Consider the following 21,743-nt stretch of genomic DNA (forward strand, 5'->3'; position numbering starts at 1 on the left):
CTGCGCGCGCCTGACGCCCGCAGACCTCAGGCGCACGCAGGCACATGCTCGAGCAGTGAAGGGGCGGGGCCGGGGGAGAACCTCGGCTCCGCCCTCTGCCGTGTCCGACCTCCAGGCTCTCCTCGGGAACGGCGCGTAGCGTAAGGGGCTGAGTTTTCATCGCCCCTGAGTGGGCTCGAGGTCAGGCAAGGGGCGCACATGGTGGCAGCGGCAATGCCAAATGACCCTGCGCGCGCCCGGATTCCCCACGTGGCCCGGCGGTCTGGCGCGATCCTCGGCCGAATCACGCTCTTTCTGCTGGTCTGGATCGGGCTCGCCCTGCTGATCGCCGCAGCCATGATCCGCCTCCTCTGGGGAGAGATCACCGTGGGCCAGGTGCTGCTGAACCTGGTCTCCGTGGAGACCGACGGTGGAGGTGGAGCCCTGGTCTGGGTCGGCGTCCTGGGCATCGGAGTCCTCCCGCTGGTGATCACCGCCGGCATCGCGCTGTCGGTGCGATTCCGACGCCGCATACGCCGGTTGCGCGGGGATCACGACCGAGCCTGGCGCTCGCCGTGGCTGATGCGCGCCGTCGCGAGTGCGGCGGCCGCTTCAACAGTGGTCCTCGGGACTGCCTCCTTCGCCACAGCGGTGGGCCTCGCTGACCACATCAATGCGGGGAACTCCGAGTACGACCTCAGCGACCACTACCTTCAGCCGCGCATCACCGGCGACGAGCAGAAGCGCAACGTGGTGCTGATCTACCTTGAGGCCGGCGAGGCCACGCTCGAAGATGAGGCGCTCTTCGAGAAGGATGCGTTCGCCCCGCTCAAGGACGTGACCACGGCTGACGCGGGCTGGCAGAGCGTGGAAGATCTCCGGCAGTACGAGGGCGGCGGCTGGACCATGTCCGGTCTCACCTCGACCCAGTGCGGCATCCCGCTGGCGGGCGCCACCTCTGCCGCGAGCAGCGGCGCGCTCGGTGAGCTTCGCGAGGGCGATGAGGCCTACCTGGGTGGAACGACCTGCCTGGGTGATGTCTTGGACGATCACGGATACACCAATGTCTTCCTGGGCGGCGCCAGCTCCTCCTTCGCCGAGAAGGACAACTTTCTGGCCAGCCACGGCTACACGCAGATCAAGGGTCTCGCCGACTGGCGGGCCGCCGGCGAATCGGCGAGCAGCTTCCGCAGCGACTGGGGCCTGAGTGACCAGCGCCTGATGGCCCGGGCCAAGGACGAGCTCGATGAGCTCCATGCGGATTCCGTGCGGACCGGGGCGCCGTTCAACCTCTCAGTGCTGACCCTGGACACCCATGAACCGGTCCACGTGTTCGACTACTGCGACGTGGACACGCAGGACCAGGCCACCTCAGTGTTCTCCTGCTCCATGGCGCAGGTGGCGGGATTCGTGGAACACATGGAGGAGCAGGGATACCTCGAGGACACCGCCGTGGTGATCATGGGCGACCACCTCAAGCCGGTCAACACCGGCGACGCCTTCCAGGAGCAGCTCGAAGACCACCCGGACCGCAGCATCTTCAACCGGATCTGGATTCCAGGCGGAGGGGCGGACGCCACGCTGCGCAAGGGCGTGGACCAGCTGAGCATGTACCCCACGCTTCTGGAGGTCGCCGGCCTGACCCTCTCCGATGGTCAGGCCGGGGTGGGGGTGTCCGCGTTCTCCTCCCAGGTGCCAGAGGATTCAGCGCAGTCGCTGTCCCCGGCGGTGTATTCCGAGCTGCTGAGGTCGCGTTCCTCGGAGTTCTACTCCGAGGCGTGGGACGACGCCGCCACACCCGGCTCACCCAGCACACTGGACTGACCCGGCGCAAGGGACTGACCCGGCCGGTCGAGCGTAATGAGGTCTGGGTGTGTTTCTGGGTGCCGGTCGGGAAGGGGCGCGATCACGGGTGAGATCGAGGATGATGGCCCCATGGCAAAGACCGTGATCTTCCTGTTCCATGACGACAACAGTTCACTCGAGGCTGGTTCCCATGTAGCGGAGAGGATCCGCCAGGTCGCCGAAGGCCAGGGCGTGGAGCTCGAGATCTTCTGCTTCGGTCCCGCGCAGGCCGCCCTGACCGAGGAGAGCGACGACCCGGTCCGAGCAGGCTACCGGCACCAGATCGAGGCACTCACTCGAGACGGCGTCGAAGTGCATGCCTGCCTGAACGCGGCGAACGCCGTCGGTACGGCCGAGGCGCTCATCTCGCGCGGGGTGACTCTTGAATACGCACGCGACGCCTTTGTCCGCTACGCCCTCGAAGGTGCGGCGGTGATCAGCTTCTGACATGACGACACCGATTGATGACGCAGGTGAGGAGGCGTCCCACGAAGAGCGAGAGGAATCGCACTGGGAAGTCCCGTCGTGGCTGCGAGAAGCGACCGAGCTGCCGGGGTTCCAGGTTCTGGATACCAGGTCCGCGCAGGGTCGGATCGAATCTCGCGCCAAGAAGGTCACCCTCGCAGATCTGATCCTCTTCCACGGCCATGCCTGTGACGGGCTGCTTCGGGGTGCATACGCCTTCGCCGCACTGGTCCTCGACGCATTCCCAGGAGGGGTCATCGACCGCACCGACCTTCTGGTCGTCTCGAAGAACAGCCCATGCCTGGGTGACATCGCCGCGTACCTGACCGGTGGTCGGGTCAGGTACGGCACGCATCTGCTCGACGATTCCTTCGGGGTGCGATTCGTGGTCAAGCAGCTCTCCACCGGTGACGCCTGGGAAGTGCAAGAGGAGCCCGGCTTCTTTCCGCCGTTGATCGCAGATTGGGAAGCGGCCCTGCTCGACGACACGCTCACCGAGAATGGAACACTCAGCATTGCTGAGAAGGCGGACCTTGTGGCGGTCAATGAAGCTGTGCAATGGAACTGGGTGCGCACCGCGCTGCTGCCCAGTCGACCGTCCGAGCACTACAAGGTTCGTAGACTCCGCGATGCCGCGCTTCCCGCTCCGCTCTTGGAAGCGCGCCGCACCGACGTCGCGAACCGAGACGTTCCGCCGTCTTCGCGGTTCCGCAGTCCCTATGGAGAGCGGACCGATCTCCCGAGCCCCAGCATTCCCGCAGACGTTCCTGAGCCTTGGGCCGCGCGGTATCTTCAGGGACCGCCGGCCGGCTGATCCCGATCGACGCCCACTGGGGCACCGAACAGCCGTCCGGGCTGCCAGGCCCGCCGGCGGGACAGCCCGCCTGAGTTCACCGAGATCAGCTATGAGGTCCGTGTCGTCACCGAGGAGAGTCCGGCCGCGTCGAGCTGCTGCCCAGCCGGAGGCCGACGCCCAGCGCGAGAAGGCAGTGGTTCACTGGGAGGACATATCGTCGAGCAGATGGGCCGTGCATGAGATCCGAGCAGCGTTTCACCCCTCCGTGCGGCCCGGTCATCGGACAGCGCGTCGGGCCGGTCCTCAAGGCATCTGGCATTCCCTACGCACGGGCCCAGCGATTCCAGCCGCCGCAGCCCGTAGATGACTGGTCTGAGCCGTACTCCGCACTCGATCCAGCACCGGCCTGTCCGCAGTGGCGGATCAGAGAACTGGAACCGGTGATGGGGAGCCAGACCGGAAGGCTTCCCCAGGACGAGCACTGCCAGAATCTCACGGTCACGACACCGGAGAACCGGCAGCAGGGAGAGCTCCTGCCGGTCATGGTGTGGATCCACGGCGGGTCCTATATCTCAGGTGCAGGAGACGCGCCGATCTACGACCCGAGTGCCCTGGTGAGTGAACAGCGCGTCGTCGTCGTCTCCGTGACGTACCGTCTCGGAGCCTTCGGATATCTCGGCGGCGAGGGTCGGCCTGCCAACCTCGGTCTGCTGGATCAGCTCAGCGCGCTGGAATGGGTGCAGCGCAACATCGGCGCCTTCGGCGGCGACCCGGACGGGGTCACCCTCTTCGGCCAGTCCGCCGGAGGCGACGCCATCGCTCATCTGATGGCCACACCGAGAGCTTCAGAGCTCTTCCGCCGGGCCATCATGCAGAGTCCGCCGCTGGGGATCTCACGGGGACGACACAAGATGACGGCAGCCATGGCCGCTGCCGGTTCCTCCCTGCCCGCAGACGCCCCGGTCAAGGAGGTGCTGCGCGTCCAGGAGAAGGCGCGGGCAGCGGCCGCCCCGTTCGGTCTGCGCGGACTCATGCCCTTCGGGACCCAGTACGGAGTCTGGCCGCTGCCTGAGGAATCCCAGATCGATCAGGCCTGGGACGCAGTCGCACCGCACATCGACATCATGATCACGCACACCGCAGACGAGACGAGGCTGTTCATACCGGTCGCGCATCCGGTGAAATGGCTTCGCGGGATTCCGCTGCTCGGTTCGGGCGCGACGACGCTGCTGAGCCGGCTTGCGACCAGGCAGGTCTACGTCAGGGGCATCCGCTCCTTCGTCAGGCGTCACCGTCGTGCCGGAGGCCGATCGCACTACTTCATCTTCGACTGGGCTGCGCCCGACAACTTCTATCGCTCGGCACACGGGATCGATGTGGCGCTGCTCTTCGGAACTCCGGCGAACACCGAAGGGCTGAAGCTGCTGCAGGGAGCGTCCTGGGAGGAGCTCGATGAAGCAGGCAAGGCCGTCCGGGCGCTCTGGGCCGGGTTTGCTCGGGGTGCGGAACTGCCAGCCAGGGGCCGCATCCCCGGCGTCCCGGTGTGACGGTTGCGAACGGCAAGACCCGGCCGGTGCGCTCAGCGGCTGATCACATGCGGCTGGGCGACCTCCTTGAGTCCCTGCAGGCCGAACTCCAGGCCGAAGCCTGACTGCTTGGCGCCGCCGAAGGGCACCCGCGGATCGATGGCGCCGTGCTTGTTGATCCAGGTGGTGCCCGCCTCGATCCGGGCGGCCACCTCGGTGGCGCGTTCGGGGTTCGAGGACCAGACCGAGGAGCCCAGCCCGACCTCGAGGCCGTTCGCCCACGCGATCGCCTGCTCCAGATCGGTGTAGCGGATGATCGGCAGCGCCGGACCGAACTGCTCCTCGATCACCAGCGGGTTCTGCGGATCGATGTCGGCCACCAGGGTGGCGGGATAGAAGAAGCCCGGGGCGTCTTCGTTGGGATCTGCCCCGATCAGCACGCGGGCGCCGGAGTCCTTCGCAGCGTCGACCAACCGGGCGACGATGTCGCGCTGCTTCGCGTTCTGCAGCGGTCCGAGCACGTTCTGCTCCTCGAGGCCGATGCCCATCGGCATCTTGGCGGCCACCTCGGTCAACGCATGGCAGACCTCGTCGTAGATGGAATCCGGCACGTAGAGCCGCTTCAGCGCCGCGCAGGTCTGCCCGGTGTTGATGAATGCGCCCCAGAAGAGGTCCTCGGCGATGGCCTGCGGGTCGGCGTCGTCCAGCACGATCCCTGCGTCGTTGCCGCCGAGCTCCATCGTCATCCGCTTCATGGTGTCCGCGGCGGTCTTGATGATCGCCTTGCCGGTGGTCGCCGAGCCGGTGAACATGATCTTCGCGATATCTGCATGCTCGGTGAGCTGCCTGCCCAGCGAACCGTCACCCGGGACCGCGATCAGCACATCGGCCGGCAGCGCGGAGTTGAGCACCTTGACCAGGGCCAGCACGCTCAGCGGAGTGTACTCCGAGGGTTTGATCACCACGGTGTTGCCCATTCGCAGGCTCGGCGCGATCTGCCAGATCGAGATCATCATCGGCCAGTTCCACGGACCGATGGCCCCGACGACGCCGAGCGGACGATAGTGCAGCTCCGCATAGCCGGACTCATCATCGACGAGCACCTCGGGCTCCACCGGGATCGACGCGGCGGTGCGCAGCCAGGCCACGCAGGCGCCGACCTCGAAGCGGGCGTTGGGTCCGTTCAGCGGCTTTCCCTGCTCCCGGGAGAGCAGCTGGGCGAGCTCCTCGGCGTGGGCCTCCACCGCGTCCGCTGCGGCATGCAGCGCGGCCTGACGTTCCCCGTCCGGGGTCGCGGCCCACGAGACCTGGGCGTGCAGGGCACGGGCGACGGCGTCGTCGAGGTCTGCGGCGGAGGTGAGCGGGGCATGGCCGATGAGCTCACCGGTGGCGGGGTCGTGGATCTCTTGGCCCTCGGAGGTTGTGATCTCCTCGAGCAGCGTGGTGGTGGTCATGATGTTCTCCTTGGTGGTGTCGTCAGGTCGTCAGGTCGTCTGGTCGTCTGGTCGTCAGGGTGGCCGAGGTCAGCCGTGGTCGGCTGTGGTCAGCTGTGCTGGGGTCAGATCGGCTCTGCGGCCCAGCAGCAGGTCAGCCGCCTTCTCGCCGATCATGATCGAGGGGGCGTTGGTGTTGCCGCTGGGCAGTGCCGGCATGATCGAGGCGTCGGCCACGCGCAGCCCGGCGACGCCGCGCACGCGAAGCTGCGGATCCACCACCGAGTGGTCATCGATGCCCATCCGGCAGGTGCCCGCCTGGTGGTGATAGGTGCCGGCCATCGCCCGGGCGTGGGCGCGCACCTGGTCGCGGGTCTCAAGCGGGGCCGAAGGATTGAACTCCGCCCTGCGGTAGGGGGCGAGCGCGTCCTGGGCACCGATCTCCCGGCACAGTTCGATGGCGTCACAGAGCGCCTCGAGGTCATGCTCCTCGGCCAGCAGGTTGGGGTCCAGCAGCGGAGCGAGCCGAGGGTCCGTGCTGGTCACCCGCAGCGTGCCGCGCGAGAGCGGGCGCACGATTCCGGCGTTGACGGTGAACCCTGCGGCGGGGACCGCACCGCCGTCGGTGGGGTAGGGGAAGTGCATGAAGAGCGGCTGGATGTCCGGCGCCTCCTCCTCGGTCTGCCGACTGTGTGCGAAGAGCTGGGCCTCGAGCAGATTGTGCCGCCCCTCGGCCAGGGGTTCCGGCGCCTCATAGATGACGCTGGCCAGGACATGGTCGTGCAGGTTCTTGCCCACTCCGGGAAGCTGAAGAACCGTGTCGATCCCGGCCTGGCGCAGGTCGGTGGGATCACCGATGCCGGAGCGCTGCAGGATGCTGGGGGAGCCGATCGCCCCTCCGCAGAGCACGATCTCCGCCGAGGCATGTGCGGTGTGCGTCCCGGTCCCGGTGCTGTACTCCACGCCGGTGGCGCGACCGGCTTCCACGGTGATCCGGTGCACCAGCGCATCGGTGGTGAGGGTGAGCCGCTCGTGGCCGAGGATCGGATGCATGAAGGCGCGCCAGGGGCTGTGCCGCTTCCCGTCCTTGGTGGTGGTGTGGTTGAATCCGGCGCCGGACATCTGTGCGCCGTTGAAGTCCTGGGTCTCGGAGATCCCCACAGCGCCCGCGGCCTGGACGAAGGCCTCTGAGCTGGCGTGGCGATTCATGATCTTCTCCACGTGCAGCGGCCCGCCGGCGCCGTGAAACTCGGATTCTCCGTCCTCATGGTCCTCGGAACGCTTGAACAGCGGCAGCACGTCGTCCCAGCCCCAGCCCTCACAGCCGGCCGCGGCCCACTTGTCGTAGTCCGAGCGGTGGCCGCGGATGTAGATCATGCCGTTCAGCGACCCGGAGCCGCCGAGCACCTTCCCTCGGGGCCAGGCGATGCTGCGGTGGTTCGCGTGGATCTGCGGCACCGTGGTCAGCGCCCAGTCCGAGGTCCCCTGCATCAGCATCGGCCAGCCCTGGGGACTGTGGATGTTGGGGTCCTCGTCGCGGCCGCCGGCCTCGATCAGGTGGACGCTGTGTCCGGCGTAGAGCAGTCTGCGGGTGATCACGGAACCGGCGGACCCGGCGCCGATGACGACGTAGTCGGTGGTCATGGCTTCATTCACGGTGCTCATCTCTCCTTGGATCACAGTGCGTCTCGGAGCGCAGTTCTTTCGGCAGTGTTCCCAGCATCGTCACCGACGACGGCGCCGCCTTGATCGCAGGCGCACAGACCTGTGCATCAGGTGCACATGTTGTGGCGCGCGTCACAACAGGGTGGGAGACTGGAGCGATGCTGAGGAACAAGAGGCCCATCCGGTGAGCACGACGACGGGACAGGTGTCCTTCGATCCCACCCAGCTGCCGCCTCAGGATCGCTTCGAGGCATGGAGACACGCGGTGAACACCGCGTTCGTGCCGCTGGATGCCAGCACCGAGGAGCCGAGCCGGTTCAACGGCGCGCTCACGGGGTTGGCGCTGGGGTCGCTCAGCGTCGCCGGGGTGGGTGGTGATGCGGTCACCGTGCGGCGCAGCCGGCAGGCGATCGCCGCGGGGGATCCCGGGGTCTTCAAGTTTGCGCTGCAGGTTCAGGGCAGCTCGCTCACCCGGCAGGACGGCCGGGAGGCGCTGCTGTCTCCGGGGGATCTGGTCGTCTACGACACCCGGCGTCCCTATGACCTTGTCTTCGGCGGGGCGTACCGGATGTTCGTGGTGCAGATCGCGGTGGAGCACCTGGGGCTCTCGGCCGAGCAGGCCCGCGCCGTGGTGGCGCAGCGGATCCCCGGGTCCGCCGGTCTCGGTGCGCTGACGTCCTCGCTGCTGGGCAGCCTTGATGATCAGCTGCAGAAGGGTGAGATGGCTCCGGACCCGCGGGCGGCTTCGGCGGTGCTGCAGCTGGTCCAGGCGACGCTGCTCTCCCGGTTCCGGCCCGCCGCCGAGGTGCCGACTCGCGATGTGGTCTATCTGGAGGCGGTCAGGCATATCGACGACCACCTGGGGGACCCCGAACTCGGCGTCGGCGCCGTGGCGCGCGCGCTGCACGTGTCAGTCCGTTATCTGCAGGGGATCTTCGCCCAGGAGGGCACCACCATCAGTGACTGGGTCCGTCAGCGCAGGTTGGAACGGTGCCGGATGGAACTCGGGGACCCCTCCCAGGCGCATCGGTCGATCAGCGCGGTGGCCGCCCGCTGGGGGTATCCGGAGGCATCGAGCTTCAGCCGGGCATTCAAGCAGGAATACGGAGTCTCGCCCGGTTCGTTCCGACGTGAGGTCGCCGGCGGCTGAACAGCGGCTGTGGAGACTCAGCGTCCGTGGAAGACCGGCTTCCGCTTCTGCTGGAAGGCGGCGAATCCCTCGGTGTAGTCCGCGGAATCGCACAGCCGGCCCTGGGCGTGGTTCTCCTCGTTCAGAGATTCCCAGAGGCCGATCCGCTGGTCCCGGACCGCGGCCACGAGGGCCTTGGATTCGCGGAAGGCCAGGGTCGCGCCGGCCGCGGCCACAGCGACCTTCCCCCGGGTGAAGTCGAGGAGCTCCTCGGCCGGCACCGCGCGGGAGAAGAGTCCCGCGGTCACGGCCTCCGCGCCTGACATCAGGTCAGCGGTGTAGATCAGATCCAGGGTCCGGTGCGCGCCGAGGCGCTCCACGAAGAGCGCATGTCCGCCGGAGTCCAGAGTGGCTCCGAGCGCGGCGAAGGGTGAGCCGATCTTGGCGTTCTCGGCCACGTAGACCACGTCGGTGGCGACGGCCAGGCCCAGTCCCACCCCGAGGCAGGCACCCTGCACGCCGGCGAAGGTCGGCGCGGGGAACGCCGCCATCCGGCGCATCAGCGGGGTGACCTTGTCCTGCAGGTAGCCGAGCGCGTCGTCGGTGGCGGGCACCACGTCGGAGATGTCCCGGCCGGCGCAGAACCCCTTGCCCTCGCCACGCAGCAGCAGGGCGCGCACGCCCGCAGCTTCAGCCTCCCGGTAGGCGGCATCGAGGTCATCGAGGGCCTGCTCATCCAGGGAGTTGAGCTTCTTCGGGGCGTCCAGGACGATCTCGGCGATGTCGTCGGTGATGGTGAGGCTGATCATAGGGTCTCCAGGGTTGGGACGCGCTCAGGCGTCGTAGTCGACGACGAGCTGCTTGGAGGTGGGCCGGGTCTGGCAGGTCAGGATGTATCCGGCCTTGACCTCGTCGGACTCCAGCGCGAAGTTCTCCTCCATCTCGAAGTCGCCGGAGACGACCTTCGCGCGGCAGGTGCCGCAGACTCCGCCGGCGCAGGCGAAGGGCACATCGGGCCGGGCGCGCAGCGCGGCGTTGAGCACGGTCTCCCCGGAGCCCGCGGGGGACGCGATCTGGCCCGTGAGCCCGTCGAGGGTGAACTCGATCTGGACGTTGTCACCCTGCGGGTCGGCTTCGACCTTGCGGCCCTGCTGGCCCTCGGGGCGGTCGGGGCGTCCGGTGGTGAAGAGCTCGAAGCGGATGTCGCCCTCGTCGACCCCGCGGGCGGCCAGGGAGTCGCGCGCCATCTGGACCAGCTCGAAGGGTCCGCAGAGGAACCATTCGTCGGTGTCCTGCACGCGCAGCACCTTGTCCAGGAGATCGCTGAGCTTCTCATCGTCGATCCGGCCGGTGAGCAGCGGGTTGATCCGCTGCTCGCGGCTGAGCACATGATGCACCGCGAGCCGGGCGGGGTAGCGGTCCTTGAGATCGCCGAGCTCCTCGGCGAACATCACGTCCCCGGCCGAGCGGTTGGCGTAGATCAGGTCGAAGGTGGAGTCCTTCGAGGCGGCCAGCACCGAACGGGCGATGGCCATGATCGGGGTGATCCCGGAGCCGGCGGCGAAGGCGACCAGGTGCACATCCGAGCGCAGCGCCACGGCCTCCTCGGCGAGCTTGGCCGGGTTGTTCATCGAAGTGATCGCAGTCTTGGAGACGAACGCCCCGGAGGGGTTCATCACCTCCATCTGGTCCCCGGGCTTGAGCGACTCATTGGCCCAGTTGGAGAACAGGCCACCGATGTCGCGCTTGATCGCCACCCGGATCTCCCCGGGGGTCGGCTCGGTGCAGATCGAATAGGAGCGGCGGATCTCCTGGCCCTCGAGCTCGGTGCGCAGCGCCACGTACTGGCCCGGCGCGTAGTCGAAGTCCTCCTGCAGCTCCGGGGGCACGGCGAAGGTGACCTCCACGGAGTCTGCGGTGAGCGGGCGCACCTCGGAGACGGTGAGGGTGGAGAAGGTCGCGCGGCGGCGTGTGGTCGTCGACATCAGTGCACCTTGAAGTGGTCGAAGGGCTCCAGGCAGTCGCGGCACTGGTACAGCGCCTTGCATGCGGTGGAGCCGAAGCGGGTCATCTCACGAGTATTGGGGGAGTCACAGCGGGGGCATTTCACGCTCAGGCCGACGCGGATGGGTCCTACGGCTGCCTTGCCGGTGGGCGGGGCGATGCCGTATTCGCGCAGCTTCACCTTGCCCTCCTCGGTCATCCAGTCGGTGGTCCACGCCGGATGGAGCACGGTCTCGATACGCACCTTCTGGTGCCCGGCGTGGCGCAGCGCGGCACTCACGTCGGCGTTGATCGTGTCCATTGCCGGGCAGCCGGAGTAGGTCGGAGTGATGACGACGACGGCGGTGCCGTCCTCGTCCACCCGTGCCTCGCGCAGGATCCCCAGGTCCGCGATGCTGAGCACCGGGATCTCTGGATCATTGACGCTGGCGGCGATCTCCCAGACCGTGGCATCGGCGGGCAGAGTCACGGATTCGGGTCCCATGACGGCCATGAGTGCTCCTCTCACCAGGTGGCCCCGGGGTGCTGGCGGGCCAGCACCTGCATCTCGGCCAGGATCAGTCCGCGCTGCTCGGAATGGCGCCCGGAGCGGTCGGCGCCGTGGGCGCCGGACATGTCGGGGATGCTCAGCCCGGCCTGCTCGATCACCTGGTGCAGCCGGGCCAGCGTGGCCTCGCGCAACGAGGAGGGCAGCACGGCGATGTCGCCGAGCTCGGTGATCGGCTCGACGTCGGTGAAGAGCTCCTCGACATAGGACCAGACCGAGTCCAGGCCTGCCTGGACGCGCCGGGCGGACTCCTCGGTGCCGAGGCCCAGCCGCAGGATCCACTGGGCGGCGTGATCCTGGTGGTAGTCGACCTCCTTGAGCGCCTTCGCGGCGATCGCCGCGAGGGTGGTGTCCGTGGAGTTCACCAGTCGGCTGTAGAGCTCGTGCTGGTAGAAGCTGAAGATCAGCTGCCGGGCGATGGTCTTGCCGAAGTCGCCGTTCTCCTGCTCCACCAGCCGGCAGGAGCGGAACTCCTCCTCGCTGCGGAAGTACGCGAGGTCATCCTCGGACTTGCCCCAGGCGGTGCCGGCGTAGGTGAGCAGGAACCGGGCGTGGCCGAGCAGGTCCAGGGCGATGTTCGCCAGCGCGACATCTTCCTCAAGCTCGGGTGCCCGGGAGACCCAGGCGCCCAGGCGCTGGGAGAGGATCAGCGCGTCGTCGCCCAGCAGCAGGGCGTACCTGGCGGTGGCGTCGTCGGCCTTGGCGTCGGAGGCGGCGATCTCCTCGGCGGTGATCGCCTCGCCCTGGGACTGGCGGGTGGCGGAGTCATGCGATGCGAAGCTCACAGGTGCTTCACCCCTTCGGACTGGGTGTAATACGTGGCATGGCGGTAGCTCTTGCCCTGGGCGGACTCGAAGTATGCGCCCTTGGAGTCGGGGTCCGAGGCCATGATCGCCGCGGCCGGCACGACCCACACTGAGGTGCCCTCATTGCGCCGGGTGTAGAGGTCCCGGGCGTTGCGGATCGCCATGGTGGCATCAGGTGCGTGCAGCGAGCCTGCGTGGACATGGGAGAGCCCGCGTGAGGACCGGATGAAGACCTCCCAGAGGGGCCAGGAGCTTGAATCTGCGCTGGAGGTCATGGCCTCGCCTTTCTAGCGGTGATGTCTTGGGGGTGCAACGGGTGGGACTCAGGCGCCGATGAGGGCGGCCTGGTCCTGGGACTGACGGTTGGCGTAGGCGGTCGCGGCTTCGCGGACCCATGCCCCTTCGTCGCGGGCCTTGCGGTAGTGCTCCAGGCGCTGCCGGCTCAGCGGGCCGTTGCCCTTGATGACGGCGAAGAACTCGTCCCAGTCCAGGTCGCCGAAGTCGTAGTGGCCGCGCTCCTCGTTCCACTTCAGCTCGGGATCCGGAAGGGTCAGGCCGAGTGCCTCGACCTGGGGGACCAGCATGTCGACGAAGCGCTGGCGCAGCTCATCGTTGGTGAAGCGCTTGATCTTCCACGCCATGGACTGCTGGGAGTTCGGGGAGTCCCCGTCCGGGGGGCCGAACATCTGCAGCGCCGGACCGTAGAAGCGGTTCACGGCCTCCTGGGCCATCTGGTGCTGCGCCTCGGTGCCGTGGGAGAGCGAGTAGAGGATCTCCCAGCCCTGGCGCTGATGGAAGGATTCCTCCTTGCAGATGCGCACCATGGCGCGGCCATAGGGGCCATAGGAGGCGCGGCAGAGCGGCACCTGGTTGACGATCGCTGCGCCGTCGACCAGCCAGCCGATCGCGCCGATGTCCGCCCAGGTGCGGGCCGGGTAGTTGAAGATCGACGAGTACTTGGCCTTGCCGCTGTAGAGCTGGTCATACATCTCTTCACGGGGGCGGCCGAGGGTCTCGGCGGCGGAGTAGAGGTAGAGCCCGTGGCCTGCCTCGTCCTGGACCTTGGCGATCAGGATCGCCTTGCGCTTCAGGCTGGGGGCGCGGGAGATCCAGTTGCCCTCAGGCTGCATGCCGATGATCTCGGAGTGCGCGTGCTGGGAGACCTGGCGCACCAGTGACTTCCGGTAGGACTCGGGCATCCAGTCCCGCGGTTCGACGCGGGAGTCCTCGGCGATGATCTCGTCGAAGCGGTTCTGCCCGGACTCTGCCTCGGCGAGCGCCGCAGCGGCGTCGCTCTCGTCGGCGAGGTGCAGGGGAGCGTGCTGGTGGTTCTCGGGTGACATGGTCATCCTCTATTCCGTCGCATTATTTACCGACCGTTCGTTCAGTATAGCACTGGAGATGTGACGGTCAACACTTGGCTGCGAGAAGGGTGAGATGGCTGGGGTCGGCGCGGTTGGAACAGGCGTTCTCACCGCAGCCGGGCGAGTGCGCCGGACCGCGGCGCCGACGCCGTCTGGTCTTCTGGATCAACGCGTGTCCGTGTCGGGCGGGCGTCGGCGGATACGGATAGGCCCACGTGCGGTCGCGGGGTCGACCGCTGTGCCTCGTTGGGTGATCTCCACGACGCCGGCGGCCTCGAGACGTCGAGCCGCTGCCCGTGCGGCGTCCATCTGGTCTCGCCAGTCCTCGCCGGCGACTGCGCGCGCAGCCTCGGAGGGGCAGATCGTCGCCGTCTCGGCCCGCTTCGCGAGCAGGTCGAGGATCGCGTTCTCCATATCCCGGTCTGACGCCGCGGGGCGGGGCTCGTCCATGGCCTCAGTCTCCCGCATCCATGGCGTCTGGGAGATCTGGCGCAGACGGGCGGCGAAAAGCCCCGTCGATGCTCCGAAAAGCATGGACGGGGCTGCGCGCTTCTGTGACTACTGACTCTGGGCAGGCGCCTTGTGACTTGACTCGGCGATCGCCTCACCGATGGCCGCGCAGGCGGCGGCACCATGTCCTGGTGTGACTCAGCGCCGCTCGGCCGTGCGCAGTCCCCCGAGGATTATCTGCTTCACGGTCTCGGCCAGGGCCGCGTCCGGGGCGCCGCCGACAGGGCGGTACCAGTCCACGATCGAGTTGATCGTGCCCATGGCCAGACGCGAGGCGGTGCGGGCGTCGATGTCCTGACGCAGGTCACCGTCGTTCTGGGCCTGCCTGATCAGGTCTGCGATGCGCAGGGTGATCTCGCGGCGCCGCTGCAGCGCCTTGACCTCCATCTCGGAGTTCCCGCGCAGCCGCAGCAGCAGCGTCACATAGGGCAATGAAGTGGTCAGCACCTTCACCGATTCGCTCAGGATCATCTCCAGCTCGGCCACGGCGGAGGCATCCAGCGCCTCAGCCTCGGTGATCACCCGCTCCAGCTCGGCGAGTGATCGGTTCAGCGCGATGTCGAGGATCTCCTCTTTGGAACTCACGTGGTGGTAGATCGCCGACTTGGAGATGCCCAGCTCGCGGGAGAGCGCGCCCATCGAGGTGGCCTCATAGCCATGGCGGTTGAAGGTCTCGACACAGACGGTGATGAGCCCCTCGCGGTCATAGCCGGGGCGGCCCCGGCGGGAGGCGGACGCCGTCGTCGAAGTGGGGGTCATGACTCCACCCTAGTCGGGTGACTATTGGGGCCGCTGATCATAGATCCGGCGCAGCTTGCCCGAGGAGCGACCCAGGGACCCTGGCTCCTCCACGCTGATCTTGCAGCTGGAGCCGACCTTGACCTTGATCTGCCGAGCCAGCACAGCTCCTGCTGTCTCGGCGTCCTCGGCGGAGGTCTCCGCGCGCCGCTCGATGTGCACGGTCATCTCATCCATCTTTCCCGGTCGGGCCAGACGCAGCTGGAAGTGCGGGGAGAGCTCCTTGATCTCCAGGGCGATCTCCTCTATCTGGGACGGGAAGAGGTTGACCCCGCGCAGGATGATCATGTCGTCGCTGCGTCCGGTGATCCGGCCCATCCGTCGGTGCCCGGGACGTTCGGAGCCCGGCAGCAGCCGGGTCAGGTCGTGGGTGCGATAGCGGATCATCGGCAGCGCCTGCTTTGTCAGCGTGGTGAAGACCAGCTCGCCGTGCTCGCCGGTGCGCAGCACCTCCTCGCTGATCGGATCGATGATCTCCGGGCGGAAATGGTCCTCCCAGATGGTCGAGCCGTCCTGGCGCTCCACTGATTCACCGGCGACGCCCGGGCCCATCACCTCGGAGAGTCCGTAGATGTCGCAGGCCTTCAACGCGAAGGTCTGCTCGATCTCGTGGCGCATCCTGTCCGTCCACGGTTCGGCGCCGAGCACGGCGACCTCCAGCGAGGTGTCCTTGGGGTCCACGCCAGCGGCGCGGAAGGAATCTGCCAGCGCCAACAGGTAGGTCGGAGTGCATAGGATCACCCGGGGCTTGAAGTCCTGGATGAGCTGGACCTGCTTCTCGCTCTGCCCCCCGGACATCGGGATCACGGTCGCCTTGAGCTTCTCGATCCCATAGTGGGCGCCCAGGCCGCCGGTGAACAGGCCGTAGCCGTAGGCGTTGTGCACCAGGTCTCCCGGGCGCACCCCGGAGTAGCGCAGGCAGCGGGCGAGCAGAGTCGCCCAGCTGTCGATGTCCGCATCGGTGTAGCCGACCACCGTCGGGCGCCCGGTGGTGCCGGAGGAGGCGTGCACCCGGCGGACCTGTTCCATCGGCACGGCGAAGGCCTTGAACGGGTAGGCCGCGCGCAGGAACTCCTTGTCCGTGAAGGGGAACTTGGCCAGGTCCTCGAGCGTCTGCAGGTCATCGGGGCCGACGCCGTGGGCGTCGTAGAGCTCGCGGTAGGCCGCGACGTTGTCGTAGGCATGGCGCAGGGTCTGCTGCAGCCGGGTGAGCTGGAGCGCCTCGATCTCCTCGCGGCTCATCAGCTCCTCGGTATCGGGCAGACCGGGGTCGGTTGCGGGGATCGCGGTGATTTCGGTGTTGAGGATGCTCATCGGGTCACTTCTTTCCGGGGGAGGCGATGGTGCGCGAGCGGCCGCGGAACACGCCGAGGAGGTCTTCTCCCCGGGTGATGGTCACGTCGTAGACGCCGCTGCGTCCTGTGTTGGCCACTCCGATCGCCTCGGCGATGATCGTCTCGCCGAGCAGAGCTGGTTTCAAGAAGTTGATGTCGACGCCGGAGGCCACGGTGATGGTGCCCTCATCGAGGCTCGGGTGGTTGCAGGCCATGGCGAAGCAGGTGTCGGCCAGGGCGAAGAGCATTCCCCCGTGGGCGATGTCGAAGCCGTTGGTCATGTCTTCGCGGATCACCATGCTGATCCGAGCGTGGCCTGGGTCAGCTGTGAGGACCACGATGCCGAGAGCCTCGGAGGCTCGATCGTTGTCCAGCATCCGATGCCGAGGGTGACCTGCGGTGCTCGAGTTCAGGCCCTCGGGGGCGAGTTGGGTGGACTCAGTCATCGGTGCTCCTCATCGCATTTCCAGACCGATTGGTCGGTAAGTCAACTGAAGCACCGGAACGGATGTGATGTCAAGCACTGCTCAGGTCGGTCCACCTGTTGGCCCGGCATGGGCGATGGAGGGTCCCCGGTGACCGGGTGCGGCTCGACGCCCGCCCGGGGTCCGCTACTCGCGCAGCGCGGCGGTGTAGCCCGAACGGAAATCGGGATGCAGCAGCTCGCCGAGCAGGCGGTGCAGCAGCGACCCGTCCAGCGCCTTGCCATGGCCCGCGCCGAGCAGCGCTGAGTCGAACAGGTCCTCCCCCGACGGGCTGGAATCGGTCAGGACGGAGCCAGACGGGGAGTCCGCGTGATGGCGGACCGGCGAGTTCAGCGGCACCGAATCCAGCACCTGGGGATCGAGCCTCGGATCGCTCCACGGGCGGGGGAGCTCGAGCTGGTCAGCCATCCAGTTGTGCACCACGCCCAGGGGCACCGGGAGCTTGTCCACGCCCAGCACCAGTTCCGGCGGGGCCGCGGAGGTCAACAGCTCGACGGCGGCCCGCGCGGCGTCGTCGGAATGGATCCGATTTGAGATTCTCCAGGCCTCATGGGCGTCCTGACCTGCGGCTTCACCCACGGAACCGGAGCGCAGCTGTTTGATGAGCCGATCTCGGCCCGGACCATAGATGCCGGAGAGTCGCAGGATCCCGCTGCGCGAGCGGGCCGAGGACTCAGCGCCGGCGTCCCGCCACTTCTGCAGAAGCTGCTCGGTGCGGGCAAGGACCTCACCCGTCGGGCCGGCAGGGGTCAGCGGCGCAGATTCGTCCAGTCGCCCCGAGGCGTCGCCGAGGACCGAGGTGGAGGACACCAGCAGCACCTGCACAGTCTCGGCGAGGTTTGCCTGCGTGATGCGGTCCAGCACCGTTTCGAGCCCGCGCAGGTAGACCTGCTCATAGCGCTGCGGATCGCGGCTGCCGGCGGCGGGCGAGAAGACCACCGCCGTGGTGTCTGCCGGCGGGGCCGGGACCGTGGATTCCTCGGTGAGGTCCACGGCCGTGCCGTCGAAGGAGGCGGGCAGACGCTCCGGGCTGCGGCGCCATCCCGAGACGTTCCAGCCCTGGTCCAGAAGTCGATGGCCGATCCGCGTGCCGACGTCGCCGCAGCCCACCAGCACGGCGCGCGGAGTTGGTGAGTCGGCGGGGAGCGGGGCGGCGGAGGCAGTCATGGTCCGAGCCTAGCGATTTCCCGCAGGATGCGGTGATCGACGCGGGCCACAAGTCTCGATGTCAGTGAGCACCTGCGGCGGACGCAGAAGAACCCCCGTCCGGATCTCTCCCGACGGGGGTTCTTCTCACAATGGCGGAGGCGGGGGGATTTGAACCCCCGGTCCGCTTTGAGGCGGACACTTCATTAGCAGTGAAGCCCATTCGGCCGCTCTGGCACGCCTCCTGTGCCCACGAATTCGGCGAACCGTTCTCATGCGCCCGTCTAGACTAGCGGTTCGGCTGGGAAACTGACAAAGCGTGCGCTCGCAGTACTCTGGACGGGACGAGACAGCCGAGGAATGCACCAGGAGAACACGCCACCCATGCCCCGCCAGACCGAGGAACGCAGAGTCGCGCTGATCGGTGCCGGGCCCCGCGGCACCTCCTTCCTGGAACGGCTGCTGGCGGCGGTGGAGCGCGGCACGCCCGACGCCCAGGCATCCCGGTTGCGCGTCCTGGTCATAGACCCCGCCCCACACGGGCCCGGCCGCGTCTGGAACCCGCAGCAGTCCCCGTTGTACCTGATGAACACCCCCGCCAGCTTCCCCACCGCGGCGCCCGTCGGCGCGACTCAGGCCCAGCTGGCCTCGTCGTCGGTCTCCCGCTCCTTCGCCCAGTGGCGGCACGAGCATGAGGCCGAGGAGACCGCCACCTCGGTGCGCGCCGACGGCTTCGAGCCGCCCGTCTTGAAGGGGATCGACCATGGCGGGACCGACACCGACTACCCCACCCGCGCCGCCTACGGGCAGTACCTCACCTGGCTGCACACCGAGGTCTGCGCGGCACTTGCGCGCCATCCCGGGATCAGCGTCGAGCACATCTCCGCGGAGGTCGCCGAGCTGCGCCGCGCCGACTCCGGGTATGAGCTGAGGCTGCGCCCCGACGACGACGCCGATCCGCCCCGGGATGATCGGCTCCGCGCCGACCAGGTGGTGCTGGCGCTGGGTCACATACCTGCCGGGCTGAACGAGTCCGGCGAACACTTCACCGAGGTGGCCGAGCAGCTCGGGCTGCACTACCAGCCGCCGGCGATCCCCACCGAGGTGGACTACTACTCGCTGCCCGCCGGGGAGAACGTGCTGGTCCGCGGGATGGGGCTGAACTTCTTCGACCTGATGATCCAGGCCAGCGTGGGCCGCGGCGGAGTGTTCCACGAACACGCCGACCACCCCGCCGGGCAGCGCCTGGAATACCTCGCCACCGGCGACGAGCCGCACCTGGTGGCCGGGTCCCGGCGCGGCACCCCATATCGAGCCAAGTCCACCGCGCTCACCGAGGCGCCCGGGTTCGCGCCCGTCGGCATCACGCTGCACCACCTCAGCCCCGAGGCGGTGGCCGAGGCCGAACGGCGCCACGACCTGCTCGACTTCTCAGCCCACCTCTGGCCGCTGATCCAGCGCGACGTGCTGCGCACCTACTACCGGACCCTGGTGGAGCTCGCCCCGGAGCTCTTCCGCGCCGGTTTCGAAGCCGCGCTTCAGGAGCTGCTCGCGGACACCCACCTGGGCGAGGCGGTGCTGCAGACCCGTGGTCAGCGGCTGCTGCGCGAGCTCGCCCCGGATGTCCTCTGGTTCGACATCCGCTCGCTGGGCAAGCCCTTCGGCGGGCTGACCTTCGAGTCCGCCGAGCAGTACCAGCAGCACATGAGCGCCTACCTCGAGGATGACGCGGCCACCTCCGCCGCCGGAGCGCGCAGCCCGGTGAAGATGGCCATCGGTGCGCTGCACCTGGCCCGGATGGAGGTCAAGGCGCTGATCAGCCAGGGCCGGGTCTCCCAGTCCAGCCAGATCAGCGAGATCGAGGGCTGGTTCGAGTCCCTGGTGGAGGGCCTGGCCAGCGGCCCGCCGCTGCAGCGGATCGAGGAGCTCGCCGCCCTGACCCGCGCCGGGGTGGTGGAGTTCCTGGGACCCGACCCGATCTTCGACGTGGACCGCGAGACCGGCTTCTACACCGCCGAATCCCCGGCCGTGGCCGCGCCGGCGTACCAGGCGCGCTGGCTGCTTGAGGCGATGATGCCCGCCAATCGGATCCAGCTCTCGCGCTCGCCCCTGGTGGCGGGACTGCTGCGCAGCGGCCTCGCCCGGCCGCGCGAACTCGTGGACGCCTCCGGGGCGCCGCGGGCGGGCAAGGGCTTCGACGTCACGCGACTTCCACATCGGCTGATCCCGGCGGACCGCGCCGAGCCGGAAGAGATCTACGTGCTGGGCCTGCAGCTCAGCTCGGTCCAATGGGGCACCGCCATCGCCGCGGAGGCCGGCGGAGATGGCGATTCCTCCGCGCGATCCCTCGCCGACGCCGACGCCGCGGCCCGCGCGGTCCTTTTCGGTCCGGGCGGCGCGGCTACAGGATCGCCCGCCCAGGATTGAGCCGGCGCTCCGGATCGAACACGTCCTTGATCCGGCGCTGCAGCGCGATCACCTCGGCGGACTGCTCCCAGTCCAGCCAGCGCAGCTTATAGGTGCCGATCCCGTGCTCCCCGGTGATGGTCCCGCCCATCTCCAGTGCCAGCCGGACCGAACCGTCCAGGGCAGCATGCAGCCGCGAGACGGCCGAGGTCGGGAGGCCGCCCTCGGTGGCGTCGATCGTCACGGGGGCGGCCTCGGGCTGTGCGGGGGAGACCGCGTCGTCGTCGGGTCTTGTCTCGGTGCCGGTGCCGGTGTCGGGGCCGAGCTCTGAGCTGGGGACGCTGAAGGTGGGGTGCAGGTTGCCGTCCCCGGCGTGCGCGACCACCTTGAGCTGGACCTGGTGCTCCTCGGCGAGGTCTTCGATGGCGCGGATGTAGTCCACCAGCCGCGACCGCGGGACCGCGACGTCTTCGCCCACGCGCACCTCGTTGACGATTCCGTCGCCGCGGGCGTGCCGGCGCAGCTCGATCAGCCGCTCGGACTCGGTGGAGCCGGGGTCGCTGACCAGGGCGCCGAGTGCTCGCAGCACCTCACGGATGATCTCGGCCTCGATGGCAGCACCGTGGCCGTCGGTCTGGATCAGCAGCAGCGTGTCTCCGCGCTGGGCCAGGTCCGAGCCCTGCGCCTCATCCAGGGCGAGCATGGTGCGGCGATCCAGCAGCTCCGTGATCGCCGGCTGCACCCGGGCCCTGCCGATGTCCAGGACCCCTTGGGCGGCGGTGGTCAGCTCGTCGAAGAACGCGGCGATGGTCTCGGTGTGCGCACTCAGGTGGCGCAGCCGCACGGTGACCCCGACGACGATGCCGAGGGTCCCCTCGGAGCCGACGAACAGGCTGGTCAGGTCATAGCCGGCGACGCCCTTGAAGGTGGCCTGTCCGGTGTGGATCAGCGTGCCGTCGGCGAGCACCACGTCCAGGGCAAGCACCGAATCACGGGTCACCCCGTACTTCGCACAGCGCAGCCCGCCGGCGTTGGTGGCGACATTGCCGCCGATGGTGGAGGTGCGGTAGCTCGCCGGATCCGGGGCGTACATCAGCCCGTGTTCCGCGGCGGCGGCGTTGAGGTCGGCGTTGATCACGCCCGGTTCGACGACGGCGACCTCATCCTCGGGTCGCATCGCCAGGATCTGGTTCATCCGGGTCAGGTTCAGCACCACCGAACCCTCGGTGGAGTTCGCCCCGCCGGAGACGGAAGTCCCAGCCCCGCGGGTGATCAGCGCGAAGCCATGCTCGCAGGAGAGTCGCACCAGCAGTTGGACGTCCTGCGTCGATTCAGCAAAGACCACGGCGAGCGGCGGGTGCACCTGCCAATGCTCCAGCGGCCCCTGGTCGACCGCGTGGGCGTCGAGCTCCGCGGCGTCGGTGGTCAAGGTGCCCGGCGTGAAGGCGCTGCGCAGGGCTGTCAGGACGTCATTGTCGGAGGCACTCATGAAAGGTGAGTCTAGG

General features: G+C 68.3%; 20 protein-coding genes and 1 tRNA gene. 6 read left to right on the top strand and 15 right to left on the bottom strand.

Annotated elements, in window-relative coordinates; all coding sequences use genetic code 11:
- Positions 1 to 213: 213 nt before the first annotated feature.
- The 4 genes from LSI54_RS01110 to LSI54_RS01125 all read left to right on the top strand — a co-directional run bounded on the left by LSI54_RS01110 (position 214) and on the right by LSI54_RS01125 (position 4,632).
- Positions 214 to 1,803 (top strand): LTA synthase family protein, encoded by a 1,590-nt coding sequence (locus LSI54_RS01110; protein WP_241477560.1) that lies wholly within the window; start codon positions 214 to 216, stop codon positions 1,801 to 1,803.
- 111 nt (positions 1,804 to 1,914) lie between these two features.
- Positions 1,915 to 2,271: a DsrE family protein gene (locus LSI54_RS01115; RefSeq protein ID WP_241477561.1), complete on the top strand. Its 357-nt coding sequence runs from the start codon at positions 1,915 to 1,917 to the stop codon at positions 2,269 to 2,271.
- Between the two features lies 1 nt (position 2,272).
- Positions 2,273 to 3,103 carry a formylmethanofuran dehydrogenase subunit E family protein gene (locus LSI54_RS01120; protein WP_241463773.1) on the top strand — a complete coding sequence of 277 codons (831 nt, stop codon included), beginning with the start codon at positions 2,273 to 2,275 and terminating at the stop codon, positions 3,101 to 3,103.
- 218 nt (positions 3,104 to 3,321) lie between these two features.
- Positions 3,322 to 4,632: a carboxylesterase family protein gene (locus LSI54_RS01125; RefSeq protein WP_241470205.1), complete on the top strand. Its 1,311-nt coding sequence runs from the start codon at positions 3,322 to 3,324 to the stop codon at positions 4,630 to 4,632.
- 32 nt (positions 4,633 to 4,664) lie between these two features.
- Here the strand turns inward: LSI54_RS01125 and LSI54_RS01130 are convergent, their stop codons facing one another.
- The gene (locus LSI54_RS01130; RefSeq protein ID WP_446740412.1) at positions 4,665 to 6,068 is read right to left on the bottom strand and encodes an aldehyde dehydrogenase family protein; all 1,404 of its coding nucleotides are present in this window, start codon (positions 6,066 to 6,068) and stop codon (positions 4,665 to 4,667) included.
- 66 nt (positions 6,069 to 6,134) lie between these two features.
- Positions 6,135 to 7,709, bottom strand: a complete 1,575-nt coding sequence (locus LSI54_RS01135; RefSeq protein WP_241477563.1) for a GMC family oxidoreductase — start codon at positions 7,707 to 7,709, stop codon at positions 6,135 to 6,137.
- A gap of 184 nt (positions 7,710 to 7,893) precedes the next feature.
- Here LSI54_RS01135 and LSI54_RS01140 point away from each other — a divergent pair, with 184 nt between their 5' ends.
- A complete protein-coding gene (locus LSI54_RS01140; RefSeq protein ID WP_241477564.1) occupies positions 7,894 to 8,859 on the top strand; it encodes an AraC-like ligand-binding domain-containing protein in 966 nt (321 codons plus the stop codon).
- A gap of 17 nt (positions 8,860 to 8,876) precedes the next feature.
- Here the strand turns inward: LSI54_RS01140 and LSI54_RS01145 are convergent, their stop codons facing one another.
- The 12 genes from LSI54_RS01145 to LSI54_RS01200 form a co-directional block, all read right to left on the bottom strand.
- A complete protein-coding gene (locus LSI54_RS01145) occupies positions 8,877 to 9,647 on the bottom strand; it encodes an enoyl-CoA hydratase/isomerase family protein (RefSeq protein ID WP_241477565.1) in 771 nt (256 codons plus the stop codon).
- A gap of 24 nt (positions 9,648 to 9,671) precedes the next feature.
- Positions 9,672 to 10,823, bottom strand: coding sequence for a 1,2-phenylacetyl-CoA epoxidase subunit PaaE (paaE, locus tag LSI54_RS01150; protein ID WP_241463779.1), 1,152 nt, complete (start codon positions 10,821 to 10,823; stop codon positions 9,672 to 9,674).
- The gene (gene paaD, locus LSI54_RS01155; RefSeq protein WP_241463780.1) at positions 10,823 to 11,335 is read right to left on the bottom strand and encodes a 1,2-phenylacetyl-CoA epoxidase subunit PaaD; all 513 of its coding nucleotides are present in this window, start codon (positions 11,333 to 11,335) and stop codon (positions 10,823 to 10,825) included. Before paaD ends, paaE begins: the two co-directional genes overlap by 1 nt.
- Positions 11,336 to 11,346: 11 nt before the next feature.
- Complete coding sequence (gene paaC / locus LSI54_RS01160; RefSeq protein ID WP_241463781.1) at positions 11,347 to 12,174, bottom strand: 1,2-phenylacetyl-CoA epoxidase subunit PaaC; 828 nt, start codon at positions 12,172 to 12,174, stop codon at positions 11,347 to 11,349.
- Positions 12,171 to 12,470: a 1,2-phenylacetyl-CoA epoxidase subunit PaaB gene (gene paaB / locus LSI54_RS01165; RefSeq protein ID WP_036474355.1), complete on the bottom strand. Its 300-nt coding sequence runs from the start codon at positions 12,468 to 12,470 to the stop codon at positions 12,171 to 12,173. The genes paaC and paaB overlap by 4 nt, the downstream gene beginning before the upstream one ends.
- A 48-nt stretch (positions 12,471 to 12,518) precedes the next feature.
- The gene (paaA, locus tag LSI54_RS01170; protein WP_241463782.1) at positions 12,519 to 13,538 is read right to left on the bottom strand and encodes a 1,2-phenylacetyl-CoA epoxidase subunit PaaA; all 1,020 of its coding nucleotides are present in this window, start codon (positions 13,536 to 13,538) and stop codon (positions 12,519 to 12,521) included.
- A gap of 186 nt (positions 13,539 to 13,724) precedes the next feature.
- On the bottom strand, positions 13,725 to 14,009 hold the full coding sequence (locus LSI54_RS01175) for a DUF3253 domain-containing protein (protein ID WP_241463783.1): 285 nt from the start codon (positions 14,007 to 14,009) through the stop codon (positions 13,725 to 13,727).
- A 198-nt stretch (positions 14,010 to 14,207) separates the two neighbouring features.
- A complete protein-coding gene (locus tag LSI54_RS01180; RefSeq protein WP_241470199.1) occupies positions 14,208 to 14,828 on the bottom strand; it encodes a TetR/AcrR family transcriptional regulator in 621 nt (206 codons plus the stop codon).
- Between the two features lie 21 nt (positions 14,829 to 14,849).
- Positions 14,850 to 16,181: an AMP-binding protein gene (locus LSI54_RS01185; protein ID WP_241463785.1), complete on the bottom strand. Its 1,332-nt coding sequence runs from the start codon at positions 16,179 to 16,181 to the stop codon at positions 14,850 to 14,852.
- Between the two features lie 4 nt (positions 16,182 to 16,185).
- Positions 16,186 to 16,647, bottom strand: a complete 462-nt coding sequence (gene paaI, locus LSI54_RS01190; protein ID WP_241477566.1) for a hydroxyphenylacetyl-CoA thioesterase PaaI — start codon at positions 16,645 to 16,647, stop codon at positions 16,186 to 16,188.
- A gap of 165 nt (positions 16,648 to 16,812) precedes the next feature.
- The gene (locus LSI54_RS01195) at positions 16,813 to 17,853 is read right to left on the bottom strand and encodes an NAD-dependent epimerase/dehydratase family protein (protein ID WP_241477567.1); all 1,041 of its coding nucleotides are present in this window, start codon (positions 17,851 to 17,853) and stop codon (positions 16,813 to 16,815) included.
- A 132-nt stretch (positions 17,854 to 17,985) separates the two neighbouring features.
- Positions 17,986 to 18,077 (bottom strand) — tRNA-Ser (locus LSI54_RS01200).
- A gap of 139 nt (positions 18,078 to 18,216) precedes the next feature.
- Between LSI54_RS01200 and LSI54_RS01205 the strand changes: the two genes are divergently transcribed.
- Entirely contained in the window at positions 18,217 to 20,259 is a 2,043-nt protein-coding gene (locus tag LSI54_RS01205; RefSeq protein ID WP_241477568.1) for an FAD/NAD(P)-binding protein, read from the top strand.
- Here the strand turns inward: LSI54_RS01205 and LSI54_RS01210 are convergent.
- Positions 20,234 to 21,727: an FAD-binding oxidoreductase gene (locus tag LSI54_RS01210; protein ID WP_241477569.1), complete on the bottom strand. Its 1,494-nt coding sequence runs from the start codon at positions 21,725 to 21,727 to the stop codon at positions 20,234 to 20,236. The two genes, LSI54_RS01205 and LSI54_RS01210, sit on opposite strands and share 26 nt — an antisense overlap.
- Positions 21,728 to 21,743: the final 16 nt, after the last annotated feature.

Source organism: Nesterenkonia sp. AY15 (assembly GCF_022565855.1).
GTDB lineage: Bacteria > Actinomycetota > Actinomycetes > Actinomycetales > Micrococcaceae > Nesterenkonia.